Annotated in this window: 16 protein-coding genes; 13 read left to right on the forward strand and 3 right to left on the reverse strand. The window is 33.6% G+C overall.

Annotation, left to right across the window (positions count from 1 at the left end; translation table 11 throughout):
• Positions 1 to 21: 21 nt before the first annotated feature.
• Positions 22 to 897, reverse strand: coding sequence for an aldo/keto reductase family oxidoreductase (locus tag EV144_RS22270; protein WP_134151342.1), 876 nt, complete (start codon positions 895 to 897; stop codon positions 22 to 24).
• Between the two features lie 223 nt (positions 898 to 1,120).
• Between EV144_RS22270 and EV144_RS22275 the strand changes: the two genes are divergently transcribed.
• The 8 genes from EV144_RS22275 (at position 1,121) to EV144_RS22310 (ending at position 10,473) form a co-directional block, all read left to right on the forward strand.
• The gene (locus tag EV144_RS22275; RefSeq protein WP_134151343.1) at positions 1,121 to 2,125 is read left to right on the forward strand and encodes an AAA family ATPase; all 1,005 of its coding nucleotides are present in this window, start codon (positions 1,121 to 1,123) and stop codon (positions 2,123 to 2,125) included.
• A gap of 96 nt (positions 2,126 to 2,221) precedes the next feature.
• The gene (locus tag EV144_RS22280) at positions 2,222 to 3,085 is read left to right on the forward strand and encodes a DUF58 domain-containing protein (protein WP_134151344.1); all 864 of its coding nucleotides are present in this window, start codon (positions 2,222 to 2,224) and stop codon (positions 3,083 to 3,085) included.
• A gap of 160 nt (positions 3,086 to 3,245) precedes the next feature.
• A complete protein-coding gene (locus EV144_RS22285; RefSeq protein WP_134151345.1) occupies positions 3,246 to 4,880 on the forward strand; it encodes a hypothetical protein in 1,635 nt (544 codons plus the stop codon).
• A complete protein-coding gene (locus EV144_RS22290) occupies positions 4,880 to 5,881 on the forward strand; it encodes a vWA domain-containing protein (RefSeq protein ID WP_134151346.1) in 1,002 nt (333 codons plus the stop codon). Before EV144_RS22285 ends, EV144_RS22290 begins: the two co-directional genes overlap by 1 nt.
• Before the next feature lie 88 nt (positions 5,882 to 5,969).
• Complete coding sequence (locus EV144_RS22295) at positions 5,970 to 7,004, forward strand: VWA domain-containing protein (protein WP_134151347.1); 1,035 nt, start codon at positions 5,970 to 5,972, stop codon at positions 7,002 to 7,004.
• 41 nt (positions 7,005 to 7,045) lie between these two features.
• The gene (locus tag EV144_RS22300) at positions 7,046 to 7,819 is read left to right on the forward strand and encodes a tetratricopeptide repeat protein (RefSeq protein ID WP_134151348.1); all 774 of its coding nucleotides are present in this window, start codon (positions 7,046 to 7,048) and stop codon (positions 7,817 to 7,819) included.
• 102 nt (positions 7,820 to 7,921) lie between these two features.
• On the forward strand, positions 7,922 to 9,670 hold the full coding sequence (locus tag EV144_RS22305; RefSeq protein WP_134151349.1) for a BatD family protein: 1,749 nt from the start codon (positions 7,922 to 7,924) through the stop codon (positions 9,668 to 9,670).
• Between the two features lie 56 nt (positions 9,671 to 9,726).
• On the forward strand, positions 9,727 to 10,473 hold the full coding sequence (locus EV144_RS22310; protein WP_134151350.1) for a tetratricopeptide repeat protein: 747 nt from the start codon (positions 9,727 to 9,729) through the stop codon (positions 10,471 to 10,473).
• A 215-nt stretch (positions 10,474 to 10,688) separates the two neighbouring features.
• Here the strand turns inward: EV144_RS22310 and EV144_RS22315 are convergent, their stop codons facing one another.
• Both EV144_RS22315 and EV144_RS22320 read right to left on the reverse strand, forming a co-directional pair.
• Positions 10,689 to 11,258 carry a 5-formyltetrahydrofolate cyclo-ligase gene (locus EV144_RS22315; RefSeq protein WP_134151351.1) on the reverse strand — a complete coding sequence of 190 codons (570 nt, stop codon included), beginning with the start codon at positions 11,256 to 11,258 and terminating at the stop codon, positions 10,689 to 10,691.
• Positions 11,248 to 12,231 carry a succinylglutamate desuccinylase/aspartoacylase family protein gene (locus EV144_RS22320; protein WP_134151352.1) on the reverse strand — a complete coding sequence of 328 codons (984 nt, stop codon included), beginning with the start codon at positions 12,229 to 12,231 and terminating at the stop codon, positions 11,248 to 11,250. Before EV144_RS22320 ends, EV144_RS22315 begins: the two co-directional genes overlap by 11 nt.
• Before the next feature lie 136 nt (positions 12,232 to 12,367).
• On the opposite strand from EV144_RS22320, the gene uvrC reads away from it, so the two are divergent.
• The 5 genes from uvrC (at position 12,368) to hppD (ending at position 19,614) form a co-directional block, all read left to right on the forward strand.
• On the forward strand, positions 12,368 to 14,161 hold the full coding sequence (gene uvrC, locus EV144_RS22325) for an excinuclease ABC subunit UvrC (protein ID WP_134151353.1): 1,794 nt from the start codon (positions 12,368 to 12,370) through the stop codon (positions 14,159 to 14,161).
• Between the two features lie 9 nt (positions 14,162 to 14,170).
• Positions 14,171 to 16,465: a patatin-like phospholipase family protein gene (locus tag EV144_RS22330; protein WP_134151354.1), complete on the forward strand. Its 2,295-nt coding sequence runs from the start codon at positions 14,171 to 14,173 to the stop codon at positions 16,463 to 16,465.
• Positions 16,466 to 16,676: 211 nt separating this feature from the next.
• Positions 16,677 to 17,834: a homogentisate 1,2-dioxygenase gene (locus tag EV144_RS22335; RefSeq protein ID WP_134151355.1), complete on the forward strand. Its 1,158-nt coding sequence runs from the start codon at positions 16,677 to 16,679 to the stop codon at positions 17,832 to 17,834.
• A gap of 163 nt (positions 17,835 to 17,997) precedes the next feature.
• The gene (locus EV144_RS22340) at positions 17,998 to 18,357 is read left to right on the forward strand and encodes a four helix bundle protein (protein ID WP_134151356.1); all 360 of its coding nucleotides are present in this window, start codon (positions 17,998 to 18,000) and stop codon (positions 18,355 to 18,357) included.
• Between the two features lie 96 nt (positions 18,358 to 18,453).
• Complete coding sequence (hppD, locus tag EV144_RS22345; RefSeq protein ID WP_134151432.1) at positions 18,454 to 19,614, forward strand: 4-hydroxyphenylpyruvate dioxygenase; 1,161 nt, start codon at positions 18,454 to 18,456, stop codon at positions 19,612 to 19,614.
• Positions 19,615 to 19,788 lie beyond the last annotated feature (174 nt).

Genomic DNA, 19,788 nt, shown 5'->3' on the forward strand with positions numbered 1-19,788 from the left:
TATTTTTATTTAAAGCTAAATTTAAGCAACATCGTCGCCCATACTTTCTGTCCAGATGGCAAACCAGTCTTCTTTGTCCATTTCTAATTCTACTGCTTTCATCAACGATTGAATTCTGGCAATATTTACCGTTCCCGCAATCGGAATAACTTTAGCAGGATGTTTTAAAATCCAGGAAAGTAAAAGCGTATCAGATCCAAAATGATATTTTTCAACCAAAGTCGAAAGTAATTTTTTAAGACGGCGTGTTTTTTTGGTATCTTCTCTAAAAACAGTTCCAAGCGGATTCCATGACAATGGTCTGATTCCGTGCGTCTGCATATAATCTAAACTTCCATCAATCATTGGTTCAAAATGTGTTGCTGAAAATTGAACTTGGTTAAAGCTTACTTCTGTTTTACTGCGGATTAATTCGGTTTGTGAACTTGTAAAATTAGAAAGTCCGAAATCTATAATTTTTCCTTCCGATTTTAATTTTTCAACTGCTTCTGCAATTTCATCTGCCTGCATTAAGGGACTTGGTCTGTGTAGTAAAAAAACATCAACATAATCTGTTTTCAATTTTTTTAAAGATTCTTCAACCGACCAGATAATATAATCTTTAGAATATTCGTAATGCTTTATTTTGTTTTCAGGACGATTTTCGGCAATCATCTGAATACCGCACTTGGTAATTAATTGTAATTTTTCACGTGAAATTTTACTGGCATGAAACGCTTTTCCAAAAGCAGCTTCGGTTGTATAATCTCCGTAAATATCAGCATGGTCAAAAGTGGTAATTTTGTTCTCGATACTAATTTGTATCATGTTTTCCATTTCTTTAGTTGTAAGGTTTTTATCCCATACTCCCCAATTCATAGTGCCCGAAATGATAGGCGATAAGGCTGTTTTAGTCATGATCGTAATGCGTTATTTTTGGTAATAAATATGCTTTTATAAAACATAATCATCAAAGTTCTTAAAAATATAAAAATAGATTCACAATTAGTCCTTAAAATTAAGTCATTGGTCGAAGTTTTAACCATTCTTTAACATCTTACTTCTCAAAAAATATTCAATTTGCACTCTCAAAATTAAGACATAAAAATCAAGGCTTTAAAAAGGTTTTAAAAATATCTATATGGAAGAAAATACAACGACTTTAGACATTAGAGCGATAAATGAAAAAATTGAAAGAGAAAGTGCTTTTATAGACCTTCTTACAATGGAAATGAACAAAGTTATTGTGGGCCAGAAACACATGGTCGAGCGTCTATTAATCGGTCTTTTAGGACAAGGTCACATTTTGTTAGAAGGTGTTCCTGGATTAGCCAAAACTTTAGCTATTAATACCTTGTCTCAAGCAGTTCAGGGTTCTTTCAGCCGTATCCAGTTTACACCAGATTTATTACCTGCCGATGTTGTTGGTACGATGATTTACAACATTAAAGCAAATGAGTTCTCTATTAAAAAAGGACCTATTTTTGCTAACTTCGTACTTGCCGATGAGATTAACCGTGCTCCTGCAAAAGTACAATCTGCACTTTTGGAGGCGATGCAGGAAAAACAAGTAACTATTGGCGACACCACATTCAAATTAGATCGTCCGTTTTTAGTATTGGCAACTCAAAACCCGGTTGAGCAAGAAGGAACTTATCAGCTTCCTGAAGCGCAAGTCGATCGTTTTATGTTGAAAACCGTAATTGATTACCCAAAAATTGACGAAGAGCGTTTTGTAATTCGTCAAAACTTAAAAGGAACTTACGAAAAAGTAAATCCAGTTGTTTCTGTAGAACAAATTCTGCGTGCGCAGGAAGCTGTTCGCGAAGTTTACATGGACGAAAAAATCGAAAAATATATCTTAGATATCATCTTTGCTACCCGTTACCCAGAAAAATACAAATTAGCCGACCTAAAACCACTTATTAGTTTTGGAGCATCACCTCGTGGAAGTATCAATTTAGCTAATGCAGCAAAATGTTACGCTTTTATCAAACGTCGTGGTTATGTAATTCCAGAAGATGTTCGAGCAGTTGTACATGATGTTTTACGTCACAGAGTTGGGATCACATACGAAGCTGAGGCTGAAAACATTACTTCTGTAGACATTATCAACAAAATCGTAAACGAGATTGAAGTACCTTAAGAAATTTTAGATTTTAGAGTTCAGATTTTAGATTTTGAAATCTGACCTTTAAAAGTAATCCTAAAATCTAAAGTCTAAAATCTGCAATCCGAAAAAATGGATACAAAAGAGCTTTTAAAAAAAGTACGGAAAATAGAAATCAAAACCAAAAGACTGAGTAATCATATCTTTTCGGGAGAATATCACTCTTCGTTTAAAGGACGAGGAATGACGTTTAGCGAGGTGCGTCAATATCAATATGGTGATGATATTCGTAACATCGATTGGAATGTGACCGCACGCTACAATGAAGCTCACGTAAAAGTATTTGAAGAAGAACGCGAATTGACTATGGTTTTAATGGTCGATATTTCGGGTTCTGAAGGATTTGGTTCTAAAACTCAGTTTAAAAAAGACATCGTAACCGAAATTGCGGCAACGATGGCTTTTTCGGCTACACAAAATAATGACAAGATTGGTTTAATCTTATTTTCTGATATTATCGAATTGTATATTCCGCCCAAAAAAGGGCGTTCTCACGTTTTAAGAATCATTAGAGAATTAATAGAATTTGAACCAAAAAGCCAGAAAACAGATGTTGCCCAAGCTTTAAAATTCTTGTCAGGAACACAAAAAAAGAAAGCCATCATTTTTATGATTTCCGATTTTATGTCTGAATCTTATGAGCATACTTTAAAAATTGCTTCTAAGAAACATGATATTACTGGCGTTCGAGTGTATGATATTCGCGAAGAAAAAATTCCAAATTTAGGAATGGTAACCATGCTGGATGCCGAAACTGGTAAAACGCAATTGGTTGACACCAGTTCTAAAACAGTACGAATGAACTACGAAAAACATTATCAGGAAAGAGTAGAATATTTTAAAGACACTTTTCGTAAATCAGGCGCAGGAATTGTCAACACCAGAGTTGACGAAAATTATGTAACTAAACTATTAGGATATTTCAAATCGAGATAAATATAATTTTAGATTGCAGGTTTTAGATTTTAGATTTTGAAATCGAATAATTTAAGATTTGCATTACACAAATAAAAACCCGCTTAAATCCGTTTCACCTGTATTATCAGTGTTCCATTTAAGCATTCATTTTAGAATAAAATCTGAAATCAAAAATCAAATGAAATTAAAGTTTTACATATTTTTATTTTTACTTTCTTCAGCTGTTTTTGCGCAAAGCAAACAGATTGAAACCAGTATCGATACCAAAAAAAATAAAATTGGAGCAGAGTTTAAGCTTACGCTGAAAACGACTGTAACTTCAACATCCAAAGTTGAATTTCCAAAACTTAAAAACATTGGAGCTTTAGAAGTTATACAATCTTATCCTGTAGATACTGTAAAGAAAGATGCAACTTATGAATTAATCAAAAGATATGGTTTAACACAATTTGATTCTGGACATTATACTATTCCGAGCATCAAAATTTTAATTGATAAAAAACCTTTTTTAAGCGATTCTATTAAAGTTGAAGTAGCAAATGTAAAAGTTGACACGCTGCAGCAAAAAATGTATGACATTAAAGACATCAGCAATGTAGACAATGGCATTAGCGATTGGTGGCTTTATATTTTAATTCTTGTAATTATTATCGCAATTGGTGTTTTTGCATATTGGTACATTAAAAAACATCAAAAGAAAAAAATCGAAGAAGAGGTTTATAAAACGCCAATTGAAAAAGCGACAAGTCTGCTAAACAATTTAGAGCAAAAAGAACTTGTTCAAAAAGGTGAAATTAAAGAATACTACAGTGAATTAACCGATATTGCCCGTAATTATATTGAAGAAGCGATTCATATTCCGGCAATGGAAAGTACAACTTCTGAGTTAATTCAGGCTATTAGAACTGCTTCTACCAAAAAGAAAATGACTTTAACTCCAGAAACTGTTGAGAATCTGGAACGCGTTTTACGTCAGGCCGATTTGGTGAAATTTGCAAAATCTAAACCGCTTGATTTTGAAATTACAGAAGACAGAAACAAAATTCAGAAAGTAATTCTAACGCTTGATAATGCAATTCCGACAGAAGTTCCTGAGGAAGAAGAAGATCAATTATTAAATGAAGCTCAAAGACAAAAACAGATTAAGCTTCAATTAAAAAAGAAACGCAATCAGCGTATCGGAATGTCGATTGGTATTGTTGTTTTATTACTAACAGCTACAACCACTTATTTTATTGCGACAAAAGGTTTTACTTATGTAAAAGATAATGTTATTGGCCATCCGTCTAAAGAATTATTAGAAGGCGAATGGGTAAAAAGTGAATACGGAAATCCTGGAGTTATTATTGAAACACCAAAGGTTTTAAAGAGAATGGATCCGCTGAAGGTATTGCCAAAATCAACAATGGCTTTAATTAAAGAAATGCAGCTTTTTGCATACGGAAGCATCATCGACAATTTTATGGTAACCGTTTCTACTACTAAATTTAAGACTCCAACCGATATTGATTTAGCAAAAGCACTGGAAGGTTCTTTAAAAGTTATTGAAGCACAAGGCGGTCAAAATATTATTGTAAAACAAGAAGATTTCCAGACCAATCAAGGTATTCAGGGTGTAAAAGGTTACGGAACAATGACAATTTTAAATCCTGCAGATAAAACAAGTATAAAAGCATATTACGAACTTTTACTTTTTAAACAAGATCAGGGTTTACAGCAAATCATGATTTTGCATGAAGAAGGAGATACTTATGCTAATGATATTACAACTCGAATTTTAAATTCTGTTGAACTTAAAAAAGCAACTAACTAATGAGTAAAATAACTTTTTTAAATCCAGAGTTTTTTTGGTTGTTTCTATTAATTCCAATTGCAATTATTTGGTTTTTATTGAAACGCAACCAGCAATCGGCTACTTTAAAAATGAGTTCTACAGCAGGTTTTAAAAATAGCGAATCGCTGTTGACAAAACTAAAACCTTGTTTGTATGTTTTTAGAGTTATTGGTTTAAGCTCACTTGTTGTTGCTTTGGCAAGACCAAGAACAGTAGACATTAGCAATCAGACCAAAACCACAAAAGGAATTGATATTGTAATAGCAATTGACGTTTCTGGAAGTATGCTGGCAAAAGATTTGAAGCCAAACCGTATGGAAGCTTTAAAAAAGGTGGCTGCGGATTTTGTGGAAGAAAGACCAAATGACAGAGTCGGCTTGGTTTTGTACGCTTCAGAAGCTTATACAAAAACTCCCGTTACAAGTGATAAAGCAATTATTCTTGAAGCGATAAAAGGTATTAAATACGATACTGCGTTACAAGACGGAACTGGAATTGGAATGGGTCTGGCTACCGCTGTAAACCGATTGAAAGACAGTAAAGCAAAAAGCCGTGTTATTATTTTAATGACAGATGGTGTAAATAATGCTGGTTTTATTGAACCTGAAACAGCATCGGATATTGCAAAACAATACGGAATTAAAGTTTACACGATTGGACTTGGTACTAACGGAATGGCACCGTCTCCGTACGCATACGCACCAAACGGCGGATTTTTATTTAAAATGCAAAAAGTGGAGATTGACGAAAAGTTAATGAAAAGCATTGCCCGCAAAACAGACGGAACGTATTTTAGAGCAACCAGCAATGATAAATTAGCCGAAATATATAATTCGATTAATAAACTGGAAACTACAGAAATCCAAGAATTAAAATTCTACGATTACGACGAAAAATACAGAGGCTTTGTTTTACTCGCAGCATTTTTATTGTTGCTGGAAGTTGGTTTAAGAAATACAGTTTACAGAAGCTTCATTTAATTTTGAAAAAATTAAAAAATTCCAATAATAAAATTCCAAATAACAATTTGGAATTTGGAATTTTTAAAATTGGAATTTAATAACATTTATGGAATTAGACGAAAAAAAATATTTATATCTTTTACTATTACTGCCAATTGTGGTATGTGTTTTCCTTTTCAATATGTATTGGAAAAGAAAAAAACAACGCGAGTTTGGTGATTTAGAAATGGTAAAAAGACTGAGTCCGGAACGATCTGTTTTTAAACCTGTATTAAAATTATCGATAGTACTTTTAGCCCTTACTTGTTTAATTATCGGATTAGTAAACCCGAAGATTGGAACGAAAATGGAAACGGTAAAACGCGAAGGAATTGATATTGTTTTTGCTGTCGATGTTTCTAAAAGTATGCTTGCCGAAGATGTGGCCCCAAGTCGTTTAGAAAAAAGTAAACAATTGGTCTCGCAGATTATCAATCAATTAGGAAGTGACAGAATCGGAATTGTAGCTTACGCAGGAAGTGCTTTCCCAGTATTGCCAATTACATCTGATTACAGTGTTGCCAAAATGTTTCTGCAGAGTATGACTCCAGATATGGTTTCTTCGCAAGGAACTTCGCTTGACGAAGCAATTAGATTATCTGCAACTTATTTTGATGAAAAAAGCAAAACAAGCAAATTATTGATTCTGATTTCTGATGGTGAAGATCATTCTGAAGGCGCTGCAGCTGCTGCAGAAGAAGCCAATAAATTGGGAATGAAAATTATTACGATTGGTGTCGGAACAGAAAAAGGAGGAACAATTCCGTTAAAAGTAAATGGCGTTGTACAAAGCCATCAGCGAGACAACAACAATAATATCGTTGTTACCAAACTAAATCAGGAAGGACTAAAAACGATTGCAAAAGCCACAAAAGGTGGTTATGTATACGGAGGCAATACAAAAGAAGTTTTAGAATATGTAAAAAATGCACTAAACAATATTCAAAAAACAGAATTTGAAGCTACGCAAATGGCAGATTTTCAATCGCAGTTTCAATGGTTTATCGGATTTGCTTTCTTGTTGCTGTTTTTAGATATTTTCCTTTTAGAAAGAAAAACAAATTGGATTAAAGAGTTGAATTTATTTAACGAAAAGAAATAATTGTTCGAATGACATTCAGAACAAAAAACAAAAAATACAGAATGAAAAATTTACTTCTTTATATTTTACTCACATTCTCTCTGGCAGTTTCTGCACAAGAGAAAGACAAGACATTGCCTGATGCGAATGAAGAATATAAGCAGAATAAATTTGTCGATGCCGAAGCTAATTATAGAATCTCAGAATCTAAATTTCCAAAACGCGCAACGGCTCCTTATAATTTAGGAAATACAATTTACAGACAAAATCAAGTTTCTGAAGCTAAATTTGCTTACGCGAAAGCCATAAAAAACGCTAAAACCAGACCCGAAAAACACAAAGCTTTTCACAATCTTGGAAACGTTTTTATGAAAGAGAAAGATTATACGCAGGCGGTTGAAGCTTACAAACAAGCTTTACGCAACGATCCGACCGATGATGAAACGCGATATAATTATGCTTACGCAAAACAAAAACTAAAAGAAAATCCTCCGAAAAACGACAAGAATAAAGACAAAAAAGATAAGGACAAGGATAAAGATAAGAACAAAGACAAAAACAAGGATAAGGACAAAAATAAAGACAAGGACAAGGATAAAGATAAGAAGGACGACAAAGGCGATAAAGACAAGGACAAAAAAGATGGTAAAAATGATCCTAAGAAAGATGATAAATCAGACAATAAAGGAGAACCAAAACCTATGCCTGGTGGTATTTCAAAAGAACGTGTCCAAAATTTACTAGACGCCGTAAACAACGAAGAAAAGAAAGTTCAGGATAAAGTAAATGCACAAAAAGTAAAAGGAAATCCTAAGAAACCAGAAAAAGACTGGTAGGATTTTGAGTTAATCGTTTAATCGTTGATTTGTTTTTTTATAACAGGTCAGCGATTAAGCAGTTAAAAAGACAAACAACCAAACAATTGATTTAAACAATTAATGAAAAGATTTTTAATTCTATTACTAATAAGTTTTCAAGGGCTTATGGCTCAAGTTCAGTTTGAAGCCAAAGTAAGCAAAAACACGCTTGGACTTAACGAAAGACTTCGTATTGATTTCATTATGAATGTTGATGGAGATAATTTTGATCAGCCGGCTTTTGAAGGATTTAGAGTTACGGCCGGGCCAAGCCAGCAGGTAAGTCAGTCCTGGATAAACGGCAGAAGCTCTTTTCAGAAAATATATTCTTATATTTTACAGCCTGCTCAAAAAGGGAATCTTACGATCAAACAAGCTTCTATAGAATACAATGGCCAGATTTACAAAACGGCACCTATAAAAGTTGTCGTAACAAATGCCGTTGCACAGGAAAGAGATCCTAACGACAGACCGCAAGGATCTGGAAACGAAATGCTGAATCTTGTTGCTGAAATTTCTAAAACAAATCCGTATTTGAATGAACCTATTACGGTTGTTTACAAATTGTATTTTATGAATATTGGCGTTACAGGTTTTAAAGAACTTGCAAAACCAAAATACAATGATTTCTGGAATCAGAATATAGACATCAAACAATTGTCTATTGAAGAAGGAAGTTACAAAGGACAAAGATGTTATTTTGTGATTTTGAAAAAGACTATTTTGTATCCGCAGAAATCCGGAAATCTTACTATAGAACCGCTTTCTCTGGACATAGGCGTTCAATTGCCAACAAACCGCAGGGATATGTTCGGACAAATGGTTCTTACTGATGACAATAAAGTGGTTTCGGCCGGTGCTAAAACTATCAATGTAAGACCATTACCAGAATCAAGTAAACCAGAAGGTTTCACAGGTGCAGTTGGTAAATTTAATTTTACAGTATCTCCATCTAAAACAACATTGAAAAACGGAGAAAGTCTGGATTTAGTCGTAAGTGCTACAGGAAGTGGAAACATGAAATTATTCACACTGCCAAAACCAGTTGTTCCAAATGCTTTAGAAATGTATGATCCTGCGCATGATGAAAGTGTAACAACATCATTGTCTGGAATGTCTGGAAGAATTACAGACAAATACACAATTGTACCACAATACAAAGGGAAATATGCGATTAAACCAATGCAGTTTTCTTATTTTGATTTGAGTTCTGGTTCGTATAGAACTATTACTTCTCAGGAAATCATGGTCGATGTTTTAGACGGACCAATGCAGGCAGAAGCAAATGCTACGGCAAGTGCGGCTAAAAATGTAATTTCTAAAACAGATCAGTTTAAATATATTAAACCTAAAACAACTTTGACTGCAATTGCTAAAAACGATTTTTACGGCTCTAATTTGTATTATGGTTTATTATTTGCCCCATTTATCATCTTGCCGATTATTATTCTGGCTAAGAAGAAAAAAGAAGCTCTTGACGGCGATGTAACGGGCAACCGAATTAGAATGAACAATAAACTGGCTAAGAAATATTTATCTGAAGCTAAAAAACATCTCAACAACAAAGAGCCATTTTATATTGCACTGGAAAAAGCAATGCATAATTTCTTAAAGGCAAAACTGCATATTGAAACTTCAGAAATGAGTAAAGACAATATTCGTGAGTTGCTGTTGTCCAGAAATGCAAATCCCGAAGCTGTTCAGAGTTTTATTACGCTGACAGAAAACTGCGAATTTGCCCGTTATGCTCCGGCATCAAGTGCTTCGATTCAGCAGGATTATGACAAGGCTGTTTTGATTATTTCGGAACTGGAAAAACAGATCGTTTAAACTTTTAAATCAAACCCGACAGGTTTTAAAAATCTGTTTGGTTTAAAGAAAATAAAATGAAAAATATAGTATATCTCTTTTTATTAATCACTCAGGTTTTCTTTGCTCAAAGCAGCTTTGAAAAAGGGAATGCCCTTTATCAGGACGGAAAATACCAAGAAGCTGTTCAGGTTTACGAGAACATCATAAAAGAAGACAAACAGCAATCCGCAGAGTTGTATTTTAACTTAGCAAACAGTTATTACAAACTGAATAAAACGGCGCCTTCGATTTATAATTATGAAAAAGCTTTGGTTTTAAAACCGAACGATCCTGCAACACTGAATAATTTAAAATTTGCTAAAAAACTAACGATTGATGAAATTAAAGAAGTTCCAAAAGTGGGTTTTGCAAAACTGATTCAGAACTTTACTGGAATTTTTGATTATAATATGTGGGCGAAGATTTCTGTTGGAATTGCATTTGTTTTTCTTTTGAGTTTTATCGGATATTATTTCTCTACAATTTCACTTCAAAAAAGAATCTATTTCATCGGAATGTTTATTCTTTTGCTTGCTTTAGGATTAAGTGTTTCTGCTGGAATGGCCGAAAAAGATCATTTTGATAACGATCGTCCAGCAATTGTTTTTTCTGAATTAAGCGAAGTTCGCAGCGAACCTCAAAAAGCGGGTTCTGCTATTTTCTTATTGCATGAAGGCGCAAAAGTTTACGTAACTGAAACGGTAGGAAGCTGGAAAAAAATAGAATTAACAGACGGAACCGAAGGCTGGCTTGATGCTTCGACTATTAAGGAAGTAAAGTAGTTCTTTAAATTACAATATAAAAATCTCAAATTCCAAAGTGATAAAACTGGAGTTTGGGATTTTTTTTTGCCACGAATTACACTAATTTCACCAATTTTTTCATGAGATTTTTAATTGGAATCTACCAGAATAAATCCTTAAATTCTTAAATCAGGAATTATTTATTCGTATTAAATAAATTCGAGAAATTAGTGTAATTCGTGGCAAAAAAAATATCAACGAAACTCATAAACTTTTAAAGGCGTAACGCAGTAATCTAGTTTTATATCCAAATCAAAAACATCTTCAATTTTGTCTTCAGATTCAAAAAAAGAAAGACCAATCTTTATGGTTTCTGGTTTGCATTCGCTTAAAAATTTATCGTAAAAACCTTTTCCGTAACCCACACGATTTCCTAAAACGTCAAAAGCCAAAAGCGGTACAAAAACCACATCAATAGTTTGCGACGGAACGGTTAATCCGTTTACAGGTTCTGGAATATTATATTCGTTTTTTTTGATTTTGGTATTATCTGTTAACAGAAAATGAGTCATTCCGCGGGTTTCGAAATCACTTTTAGAAACTACAATTTCTTTGTCTTTTCCGGAAAGTAGATGAAGAATATATTCTGTATTCACTTCTTTTTGTTCTTCAATAGGAAGAAAAACATGAAAATAAGTCTTATCCCAAATCGGAAGTTGGATTACATTATTGGCTACAGCCAGACTCTTTTCTTCGACTTCATCAAAAGAAAGATCTTTTCGCAGGTTTTTATAGTGTAGCCTTAAAGCTTTTTTATTCGACATTTTCAATTTCAGGATTGGTTTTAGACATGTGGTAAATGGCGTCGCCTTCATAAACAATTGGCGAATGATTGGCGTTGATAACAAATCCGTTATGAGGCGCTTTTACTTTTTGTTCGAATTTACCAAACGGATCTGTAATAATGGCCAAAATAGTTCCTTTGGTTACAAATTTTCCAATCATATTAAAATCGTGCAGTAAACCGGAACATTTTGCACGAAGCCAAACTGAATTTTTAATGTAAATAGACGGGTTATCATCTGTTTCTACAATCTGCTTTGGGTCAAGCATATTCAAATATTTCAAAAGACGTTTTACGCCTTTCACCCCGATATTGGCAATTTCGTTATTAATATCTAATGATTTTCCGCCTTCAAACAATAGCATTTTAACGTTGGCTTTTTCAGAAGTATTTCTAAAAGAACCGTTTATATTTTTAGAATACAATGTAAAAGGCGCATTAAAAACATCGGCTAAAATTTTTAATTCCTCGTTATATTCGGTAATTCTAATCTGCGCTGCATTAAAACGGCTTGCTCCGCCCGCATGAAAATCTACTGCATAATCTATAATCGGTAGAATATGTTCTACAATATTATATGCAAAACGACTTGCTAAAGAACCTTTTTTACTTCCTGGAAAAACACGGTTTAAATCACGTCCGTCAGGAAATTCTCTTGACTTGTTTACAAAACCATACATATTGATTACGGGAATACAGATAATAGTTCCACTGGCTGGACGGTTAATTTTTTTACTGATAATCTGTCGAACGATCTCCACTCCATTTATTTCATCTCCGTGAATTCCGGCTGAAAACAAAACTACAGGACCTTCTGTCTTAGATCTCCGTACAATAACAGGAATATTAAGTTTTGTTGTAGTGTGTAATCTGGCGATTTCTACGTTTATCGTTTTATGTTCTCCCGGCAGAATTGATTCTCCGAAAATAACTAAGGGCGTGCTATTTTTCATGTAGAATTATAAAATCTAAATATAGAAATTATTCTTTTGATTTCGTAAATTTGAAGCTAAATCAATATTAAGCTTCCAAAACAAAGAGAAATGATTTTTGTAAAAAGCTTTTATACATCTTCAGAAATAAAACAGAATGCAAAATCCGTCCTTAGATCTTCAAATTCTAACCTTGCCAGACAATCCTGGCGTGTATCAATATTACGATAAAGACGGGAAAATTTTATATGTTGGAAAAGCAAAAAACTTAAAGAAAAGAGTTTCTTCTTATTTCAACAAAATCCACGATACGGCCAAAACCAATGTCTTGGTTCGAAAAATTGTTACTATAAAACACATCGTTGTTCCTACCGAAACCGATGCGCTTTTATTAGAAAATAATTTAATTAAAACGTTGCAGCCACGCTATAATGTTTTACTGCGCGATGATAAAAGTTACCCTTGGATCTGTATCAAAAAAGAACCTTTCTCAAGAATATTTTTAACGAGAAGGATGGTCAAAGACGGCTCTGAATATTTTGGGCCTTACACCAATTTTAAGATGGTGTACACTATTTTAGATTTAATAAAAGAGTTGTACCCGCTTCGTACCTGTAATTATGATTTGAGCGAATCGAACATTAGATCCGGCAAATTTAAAGTTTGTTTAGAATATCATATTGGCAATTGTAAAGGTCCTTGCGAAGGTTTGGAACCTCTGGAAGAATACCAAAGACAAGTAAATGCGATTCGTGAAATCTTAAAAGGAAACTTTAAAGAAAGTTTAAAAGATTTCAAGAAGTTGATGACCACTTATGCGCAGAATCTTCAGTTTGAAGAAGCGCAGAAAATTAAAGAAAAAATAGACATTCTTGAAAATTACCAATCAAGATCAACTATAGTTAATCCGAAAATTACAAACATTGATGTTTTCTCGATTGTATCGGATGAAAGCGCTGCGTATGTTAACTTTTTACAGATTTCACATGGATCAATTATTCGTTCGCATACTTTAGAGATCAAGAAAAAACTGGACGAAAGCGACGAAGAATTATTAGAACTTGCCGTTATCGAACTTCGGGAACGTTTTCAATTATTATCAAAAGAGATTATTGTTCCTTTTGAAATTAATTTGGGTGAAAATATCAAAATAACTGTTCCACAGCTTGGCGATAAAAAACAGATTTTAGATTTATCGATTCGAAATGCCAAATTCTACCGAATCGAACAATTGAAACAATTACAAATTGTAGATCCTGACCGTCACGTAAATCGTATTATGGCGCAGATGCAGAAAGATTTACGCCTGCCTGTAGAACCGCGACATATAGAATGTTTTGATAACTCGAACATTCAGGGAACAAATCCCGTTGCAGCTTGTGTCGTTTTTAAAGATGGAAAAGCCAGCAAAAAAGATTACCGCCATTTTAATGTAAAAACGGTTGAAGGCCCAGACGATTTTGCTTCGATGACCGAAATTGTGTATCGACGCTACAAAAGATTATTAGATGAAAACCAGCCTTTACCGCAATTGATTATTATTGACGGTGGAAAAGGACAATTGTCTGCAGCTTTAAAAAGTATAGACGAATTGGGACTGCGTGGTAAAATTGCCATCATCGGAATCGCAAAACGTCTTGAAGAACTTTTTTATCCCGGCGATTCAATTCCACTTTATTTAGATAAAAAATCCGAAACTTTAAAAGTAATTCAGCAGCTGCGAAACGAAGCGCATCGTTTCGGAATTACCTTTCATCGCGATAAACGAAGCAAAGCTGCACTTAATTCTTCGGTAGAAAGTATTCCGGGAATTGGCGAAAAAACAATGCTTACGTTAATACAACATTTTAAAAGTGTTAAAAGATTAAAATTGGCATCAGAAAAAGATATTTCGGCAGTTGTTGGAGTATCAAAAGCCAAAAAAATTGTCGACTTTTACAAAACCAATTAGAAATTTTTTATGCGCCCAAATCAGCTGTCCATTTTAAAGAATCGGTCAAAAGGATTTTTTCTTTCGAAATTTTCCACTTCCATTTGGAGCGTAAACGCATACGTTTTATTCTTTCTTGTACTGTTTTCTCAAAATTCCTTTTCACAGGAAAAAAAACGAGACAGCATTAAAAGACCAAAAATTGGTTTGGTTTTGAGTGGTGGCGGCGCGAAAGGTTTTGCACATATCGGAGTGCTAAAAGTGCTGGAAGAAGCCGGTGTAAAAATCGATTATATTGGCGGAACGAGTATGGGTTCTGTTATTGGCGGACTTTATGCTTCTGGCTACAATGCTTCTCAAATTGATTCTATTTTTAAAAAAACCAACTTCGACGAATTAATAAACGATTACATTCCGCGATCTTCTAAAAATTTCTACGGCAAAAAAAATGACGAATTGTACGCCATTGTTTTACCGTTTAGTAATTTCAGAATTGGTATTCCAGAAGCACTTTCTAAAGGAATGTACAATTATAATTTATTGAGCAGTTTGACCAGAAACGTACGTCACGTTAGAGATTTTAACAAACTTCCAACCCCCTTTTTATGTATCGGAACGAATATCGAAACCGGCGAAGAAGTTTTGCTTAATAAAGGAAATTTAGTTCAGGCAATGATGGCGAGTGCGGCTTTTCCTTCCTTATTTACGCCAGTAGAAATAGACGGAAATTTATTGGTTGACGGTGGTGTTGTCAACAATTATCCGATAAAAGAAGTTCGTAATCTTGGCGCCGATATTATTATTGGAGTCGATGTTCAGGATGATTTATTAAACCGAAAAGGTCTTAAAAATGCCACCAGAATATTAGTTCAGATTACCAATCTGCAGTCGATTGATAAAATGAAAAATAAAATCAAAGACACTGATGTTTACATTAAACCAGACATTCGTGACTATGGTGTAATCTCTTTTGATAAAGGCGAAGAAATCATCAGAAAAGGTGAAGAAGCTGCTTTTGCAGTTTATGAAAAAATTAAAGGTTTGGTAAATGAAGACAACTTTTATAAAAAACCAAAACTACAAGTAGGAACTGATACACTAGAAATCAAAAAAATAAACAGTGACCGATTAGACAATTATACTAAAGAATACATTCGAGGAAAACTTCGTTTTAAACCCGGAAGTACTATAACATATGATGATCTAAAGGCGGGAATTAATAATTTAAATGCTACTCAAAACTTTAGCACAATTTCGTATTGCTTACAGCCAAACGGCAATCAGGACGATCTTGATTTGGTTTTAAGCGAAAATCCAACTCAAACCTTTTTAAAATTGGGCTTGCACTACGACGGACTTTACAAAAGTGCCATTTTATTAAACCTGACCCATAAAAAAACTTTCTTAAAAAATGATGTCACTTCCCTTGATATTATTTTGGGAGATAATTTTAGGTACGATCTTAATTATTATGTCGAAAACGGATTCAATATCAGCTTCGGATTTCGCTCAAGATTAAATCAGTTTAACAGAAATGTGGCAGATAATTTTAGCAGTCTGGCTACTCAAAATCCTTCTAAAAATTTAATTAATGTTGACTTTTTAGACTTAACCAATCAGGCTTATTTTCAAACCATATTTGTACAAAAATTCCTGATGGGCGGTGGTTTAGAATATAAATATCTAAAAATAAATTCGCCAACACTTTCTAATGAAGACAACCTTATTGAAAAAAGCAGTTATTTTAGTGTTTTCGGTTATTTAAAATATGACTCTTTTGATAATAAAAGTTTTCCTCATTCTGGATTGTATTTTTCTACAGATGTACAAACGTATTTAGCATCATCTGATTATACCAACAATTTTAAACCTTTCTCTACAGCAAAAGCAGAAATTGCATTTGCCAATAAATTATTTAGAAAAGCAACATTTAAAATTGGAGCAGATGCCGGATTTAATATTGGCAGTGACAGTGTTCCTTATTTTGATTATATTTTAGGAGGTTACGGTTACAGCAAAATAAACAACTTCAATTATTTTTATGGATACGATTTCCTGAGCATTGCCGGAAACAGCTATATAAAGACAGATATAACGCTGGATTACGAGCTATTCAAAAAAAATCACGTAAACATTTCTGCTAATTATGCCAACTTAGGCGATGACATTTTTACGACTGTCGATTGGATCTCCATGCCAAAATATTCGGGATATGCAGTAGGTTACGGATTAGAAACCATTATTGGCCCAATAGAAATCAAACATTCCTGGTCGCCGGAAATGTCAAAAAGTTTTACTTGGTTTAGTATCGGATTTTTGTTTTAATTTGTAATTTAAATCAATAAAAATTACGACATTTGTTATAATGAAAACAAAATGGACAGGTTTATTGGAGTATCTTCAATTTCTCATTAAGAGAAACCCGGAGTAATGCTATCGAATTGAATAATTAGCCAACTTAGAAAATGAGCTAATTATCTGTTCACAATTTACATTTTCTAATTATCTAATTTATTAATTATCTAATTGAAAAGCCATGCCATTATATCATAAACTTGGAGATTTTCCTCAAAAAAGACACACACAGTTCGAGAAACCAAACGGTGGTTTTTACTATGAACAATTATTTGGAACTGAAGGTTTTCACGGACATTCGTCATTATCTTATCATGTTCACAGACCAACTCAGGTTAAAGAAATTTTAAATTCGTATTCGGTTGAACCCAAAATTGCAATCGGAAAAAATATAAAATCATTATTATTTAAAGGTTTTGAATTGAAACCGGAAAATGATTTTCTGAACAGCCGAAAAGCAATGCTTGTTAATAAAGACTGTATTATTGGTTTGGCCGCGCCGAAAGAATCTCTTCGAAATTATTTCTACAAAAATGCCGATGCAGACGAAATGCTTTTCATTCACAGAGGAAAAGGAAAACTTCGTACGATGCTCGGAAATATTCCTTTTGAATATGGAGATTATCTAATAATTCCACGCGGCATTATTTATCAAATTGATTTTGAAACCGAAGACAACCGACTTTTTTATGTTGAGTCTTACTCTCCTTTTTACACTCCAAAACGTTATAAAAACCAATCGGGCCAGCATTTAGAACATTCGCCATTTTGCGAACGCGATTTTATTTTGCCAAACGAATTGGAAACGCACGATGAAAAAGGTGATTTTTTAATTAAAATAAAAAAAGAAGGAATGATTCATGAAGTTGTTTATGCTACACATCCGTTTGATGTTGTAGGCTGGGACGGCTACAATTTTCCTTATGGATTTTCAATTCATAACTTCGAACCTATAACCGGACGTGTTCACCAGCCGCCACCGGTACACCAAACTTTTGAAACGGCAACTTTTGTCGTTTGTTCATTCTGTCCGAGACTTTACGATTATCATCCAAAAGCAATTCCGGCGCCATACAATCACAGCAATATAGATTCAGACGAAGTTCTCTATTATGTTGATGGAGATTTTATGAGCAGAAATAATATTGAGCAGGGTCATATCACTTTACATCCAAAAGGAATTCCACACGGACCAGCACCAGGCGCAATGGAACGCAGCATTGGTCATAAAGAAACTCAGGAATTAGCCGTTATGGTTGATACTTTCAGACCACTTATGGTAACTGAAGAAGCGATGGGTCTTGATGATGGACAATACTACAAATCCTGGTGTGAATAATTAGATAATGTGCCAATTTGATAATTAGATAATTGGAAAATGAGGAAATGTGACAATTTAATAATTAGAAATTTAAAATAATTATTTTGTAGTTTTTAGATTACAATTTATAATTTTGAATAATTATCTAATTAACATATTTTCAATTTATCTAATTATCAAAATGACTTTTAACGAAAAATATTCAAACAACGCTCTTTTAATTAAAACATTCAATTTTGCTTTAAACATTATTGATTACACAGAAGAATTACAAGAACAAAAGAAATTTGTAATTGCAAATCAGTTGCTAAAAAGCGGAACATCAATTGGGGCAAACTCTAAAGAATCACAAAACGCAGAAAGTAAGGCAGATTTTATTCATAAATTAAAAATTGCTATCAAGGAAGCAGACGAGGCTGAATATTGGTTGTTCTTATGTGATGCTCACAAAAGCTATCCAGATTGTAAAAATTTATTGAATGATCTCTCAGAAATATTAAAAATTTTAAATAAAATAATATCAACATCTAAAAGAAATTAGATAATTAGTCAATGTGTCAATTAGAAAATTATTTTTGAATTATCACATTTTCTCATTTCCAGAAATTATCTAATTTTCTAATTGACAAATTATCTAATTATGAAACAAGTTAAATCAGTAGAATACGGATTAGAGAAAATATTTGAAGGAGCACAAGATTTCCTTCCATTATTAGGAACAGATTATGTAGAATTTTATGTAGGCAATGCCAAACAATCTGCACATTATTATAAAACCGCTTTCGGATATCAATCATTGGCTTACGCCGGACTTGAAACTGGAGTAAAAGACAAAGCATCTTATGTTTTAAAACAAGACAAAATCAGAATTGTTTTAACAACGCCTTTAAATGCAGATTCTCCAATAAACGATCATCTTAAAAAACATGGTGATGGCGTAAAAGTGGCTGCACTTTGGGTTGAAGATGCGAGAAGTGCTTACAAAGAAACCATGAAACGCGGCGCTCGTTCTTTTATGGAACCAACTGTTGAAAGCGATGAATTTGGAGAAGTGGTTCGTTCTGGAATTTACACTTACGGAGAAACAGTTCACGTTTTTGTAGAAAGAAAAAATTACAATGGTGTTTTCCTGCCCGGTTATAAAGAATGGAAATCAGATTATAACCCGGCTCCAACCGGATTAAAATATATTGATCACATGGTTGGAAATGTGGGTTGGAACGAAATGAATACCTGGGTAAAATTCTACGAAGAAGTGATGGGATTTGTGAATTTCCTTTCTTTTGATGATAAACAAATCAATACCGAATATTCGGCTTTGATGAGTAAAGTTATGTCAAACGGAAACGGAAGAATTAAATTTCCGATTAATGAACCAGCTGAAGGAAAGAAAAAATCTCAAATTGAAGAATATTTAGATTTTTACGGCGGTCCCGGAATTCAACATATTGCAATTGCAACAGACGATATTGTAAAAACAGTTTCTGACTTAAAAGCCCGCGGTGTTGAATTTTTATCGCCTCCGCCTCATACTTATTATCAGGCAATTCCTGAAAGATTGGGAGTTCACATGGATATGATGAAAGAAGATTTGAACGAAATTGAAAAATTAGCCATCATGGTCGATGCCGATGAAGATGGTTATCTTTTACAAATTTTTACAAAGCCAGTTCAGGACAGACCTACACTTTTCTTCGAAATTATTCAAAGAATGGGTGCAAAAGGATTTGGTGCAGGGAACTTTAAAGCCCTTTTTGAGTCTATCGAAAGAGAGCAAGAATTGCGAGGTACACTATAAAAGCATAAAATTTACTCGTAAAACAGTAGAATTCTCTAAAAAACGATGCTTTTTATGCAAATGTTATGTTAAACTTGTCTTTTGCTATTTATTTTTTGAACTTTCTATCTATCTTTGCACTCGCAAATCAGGAAGGGGTGGTTTCCTTCCGAATTGATATAAATTTCATAATTT

Origin of the sequence: Flavobacterium sp. 270 (assembly GCF_004368785.1) — a bacterium.
Classification (GTDB): domain Bacteria; phylum Bacteroidota; class Bacteroidia; order Flavobacteriales; family Flavobacteriaceae; genus Flavobacterium.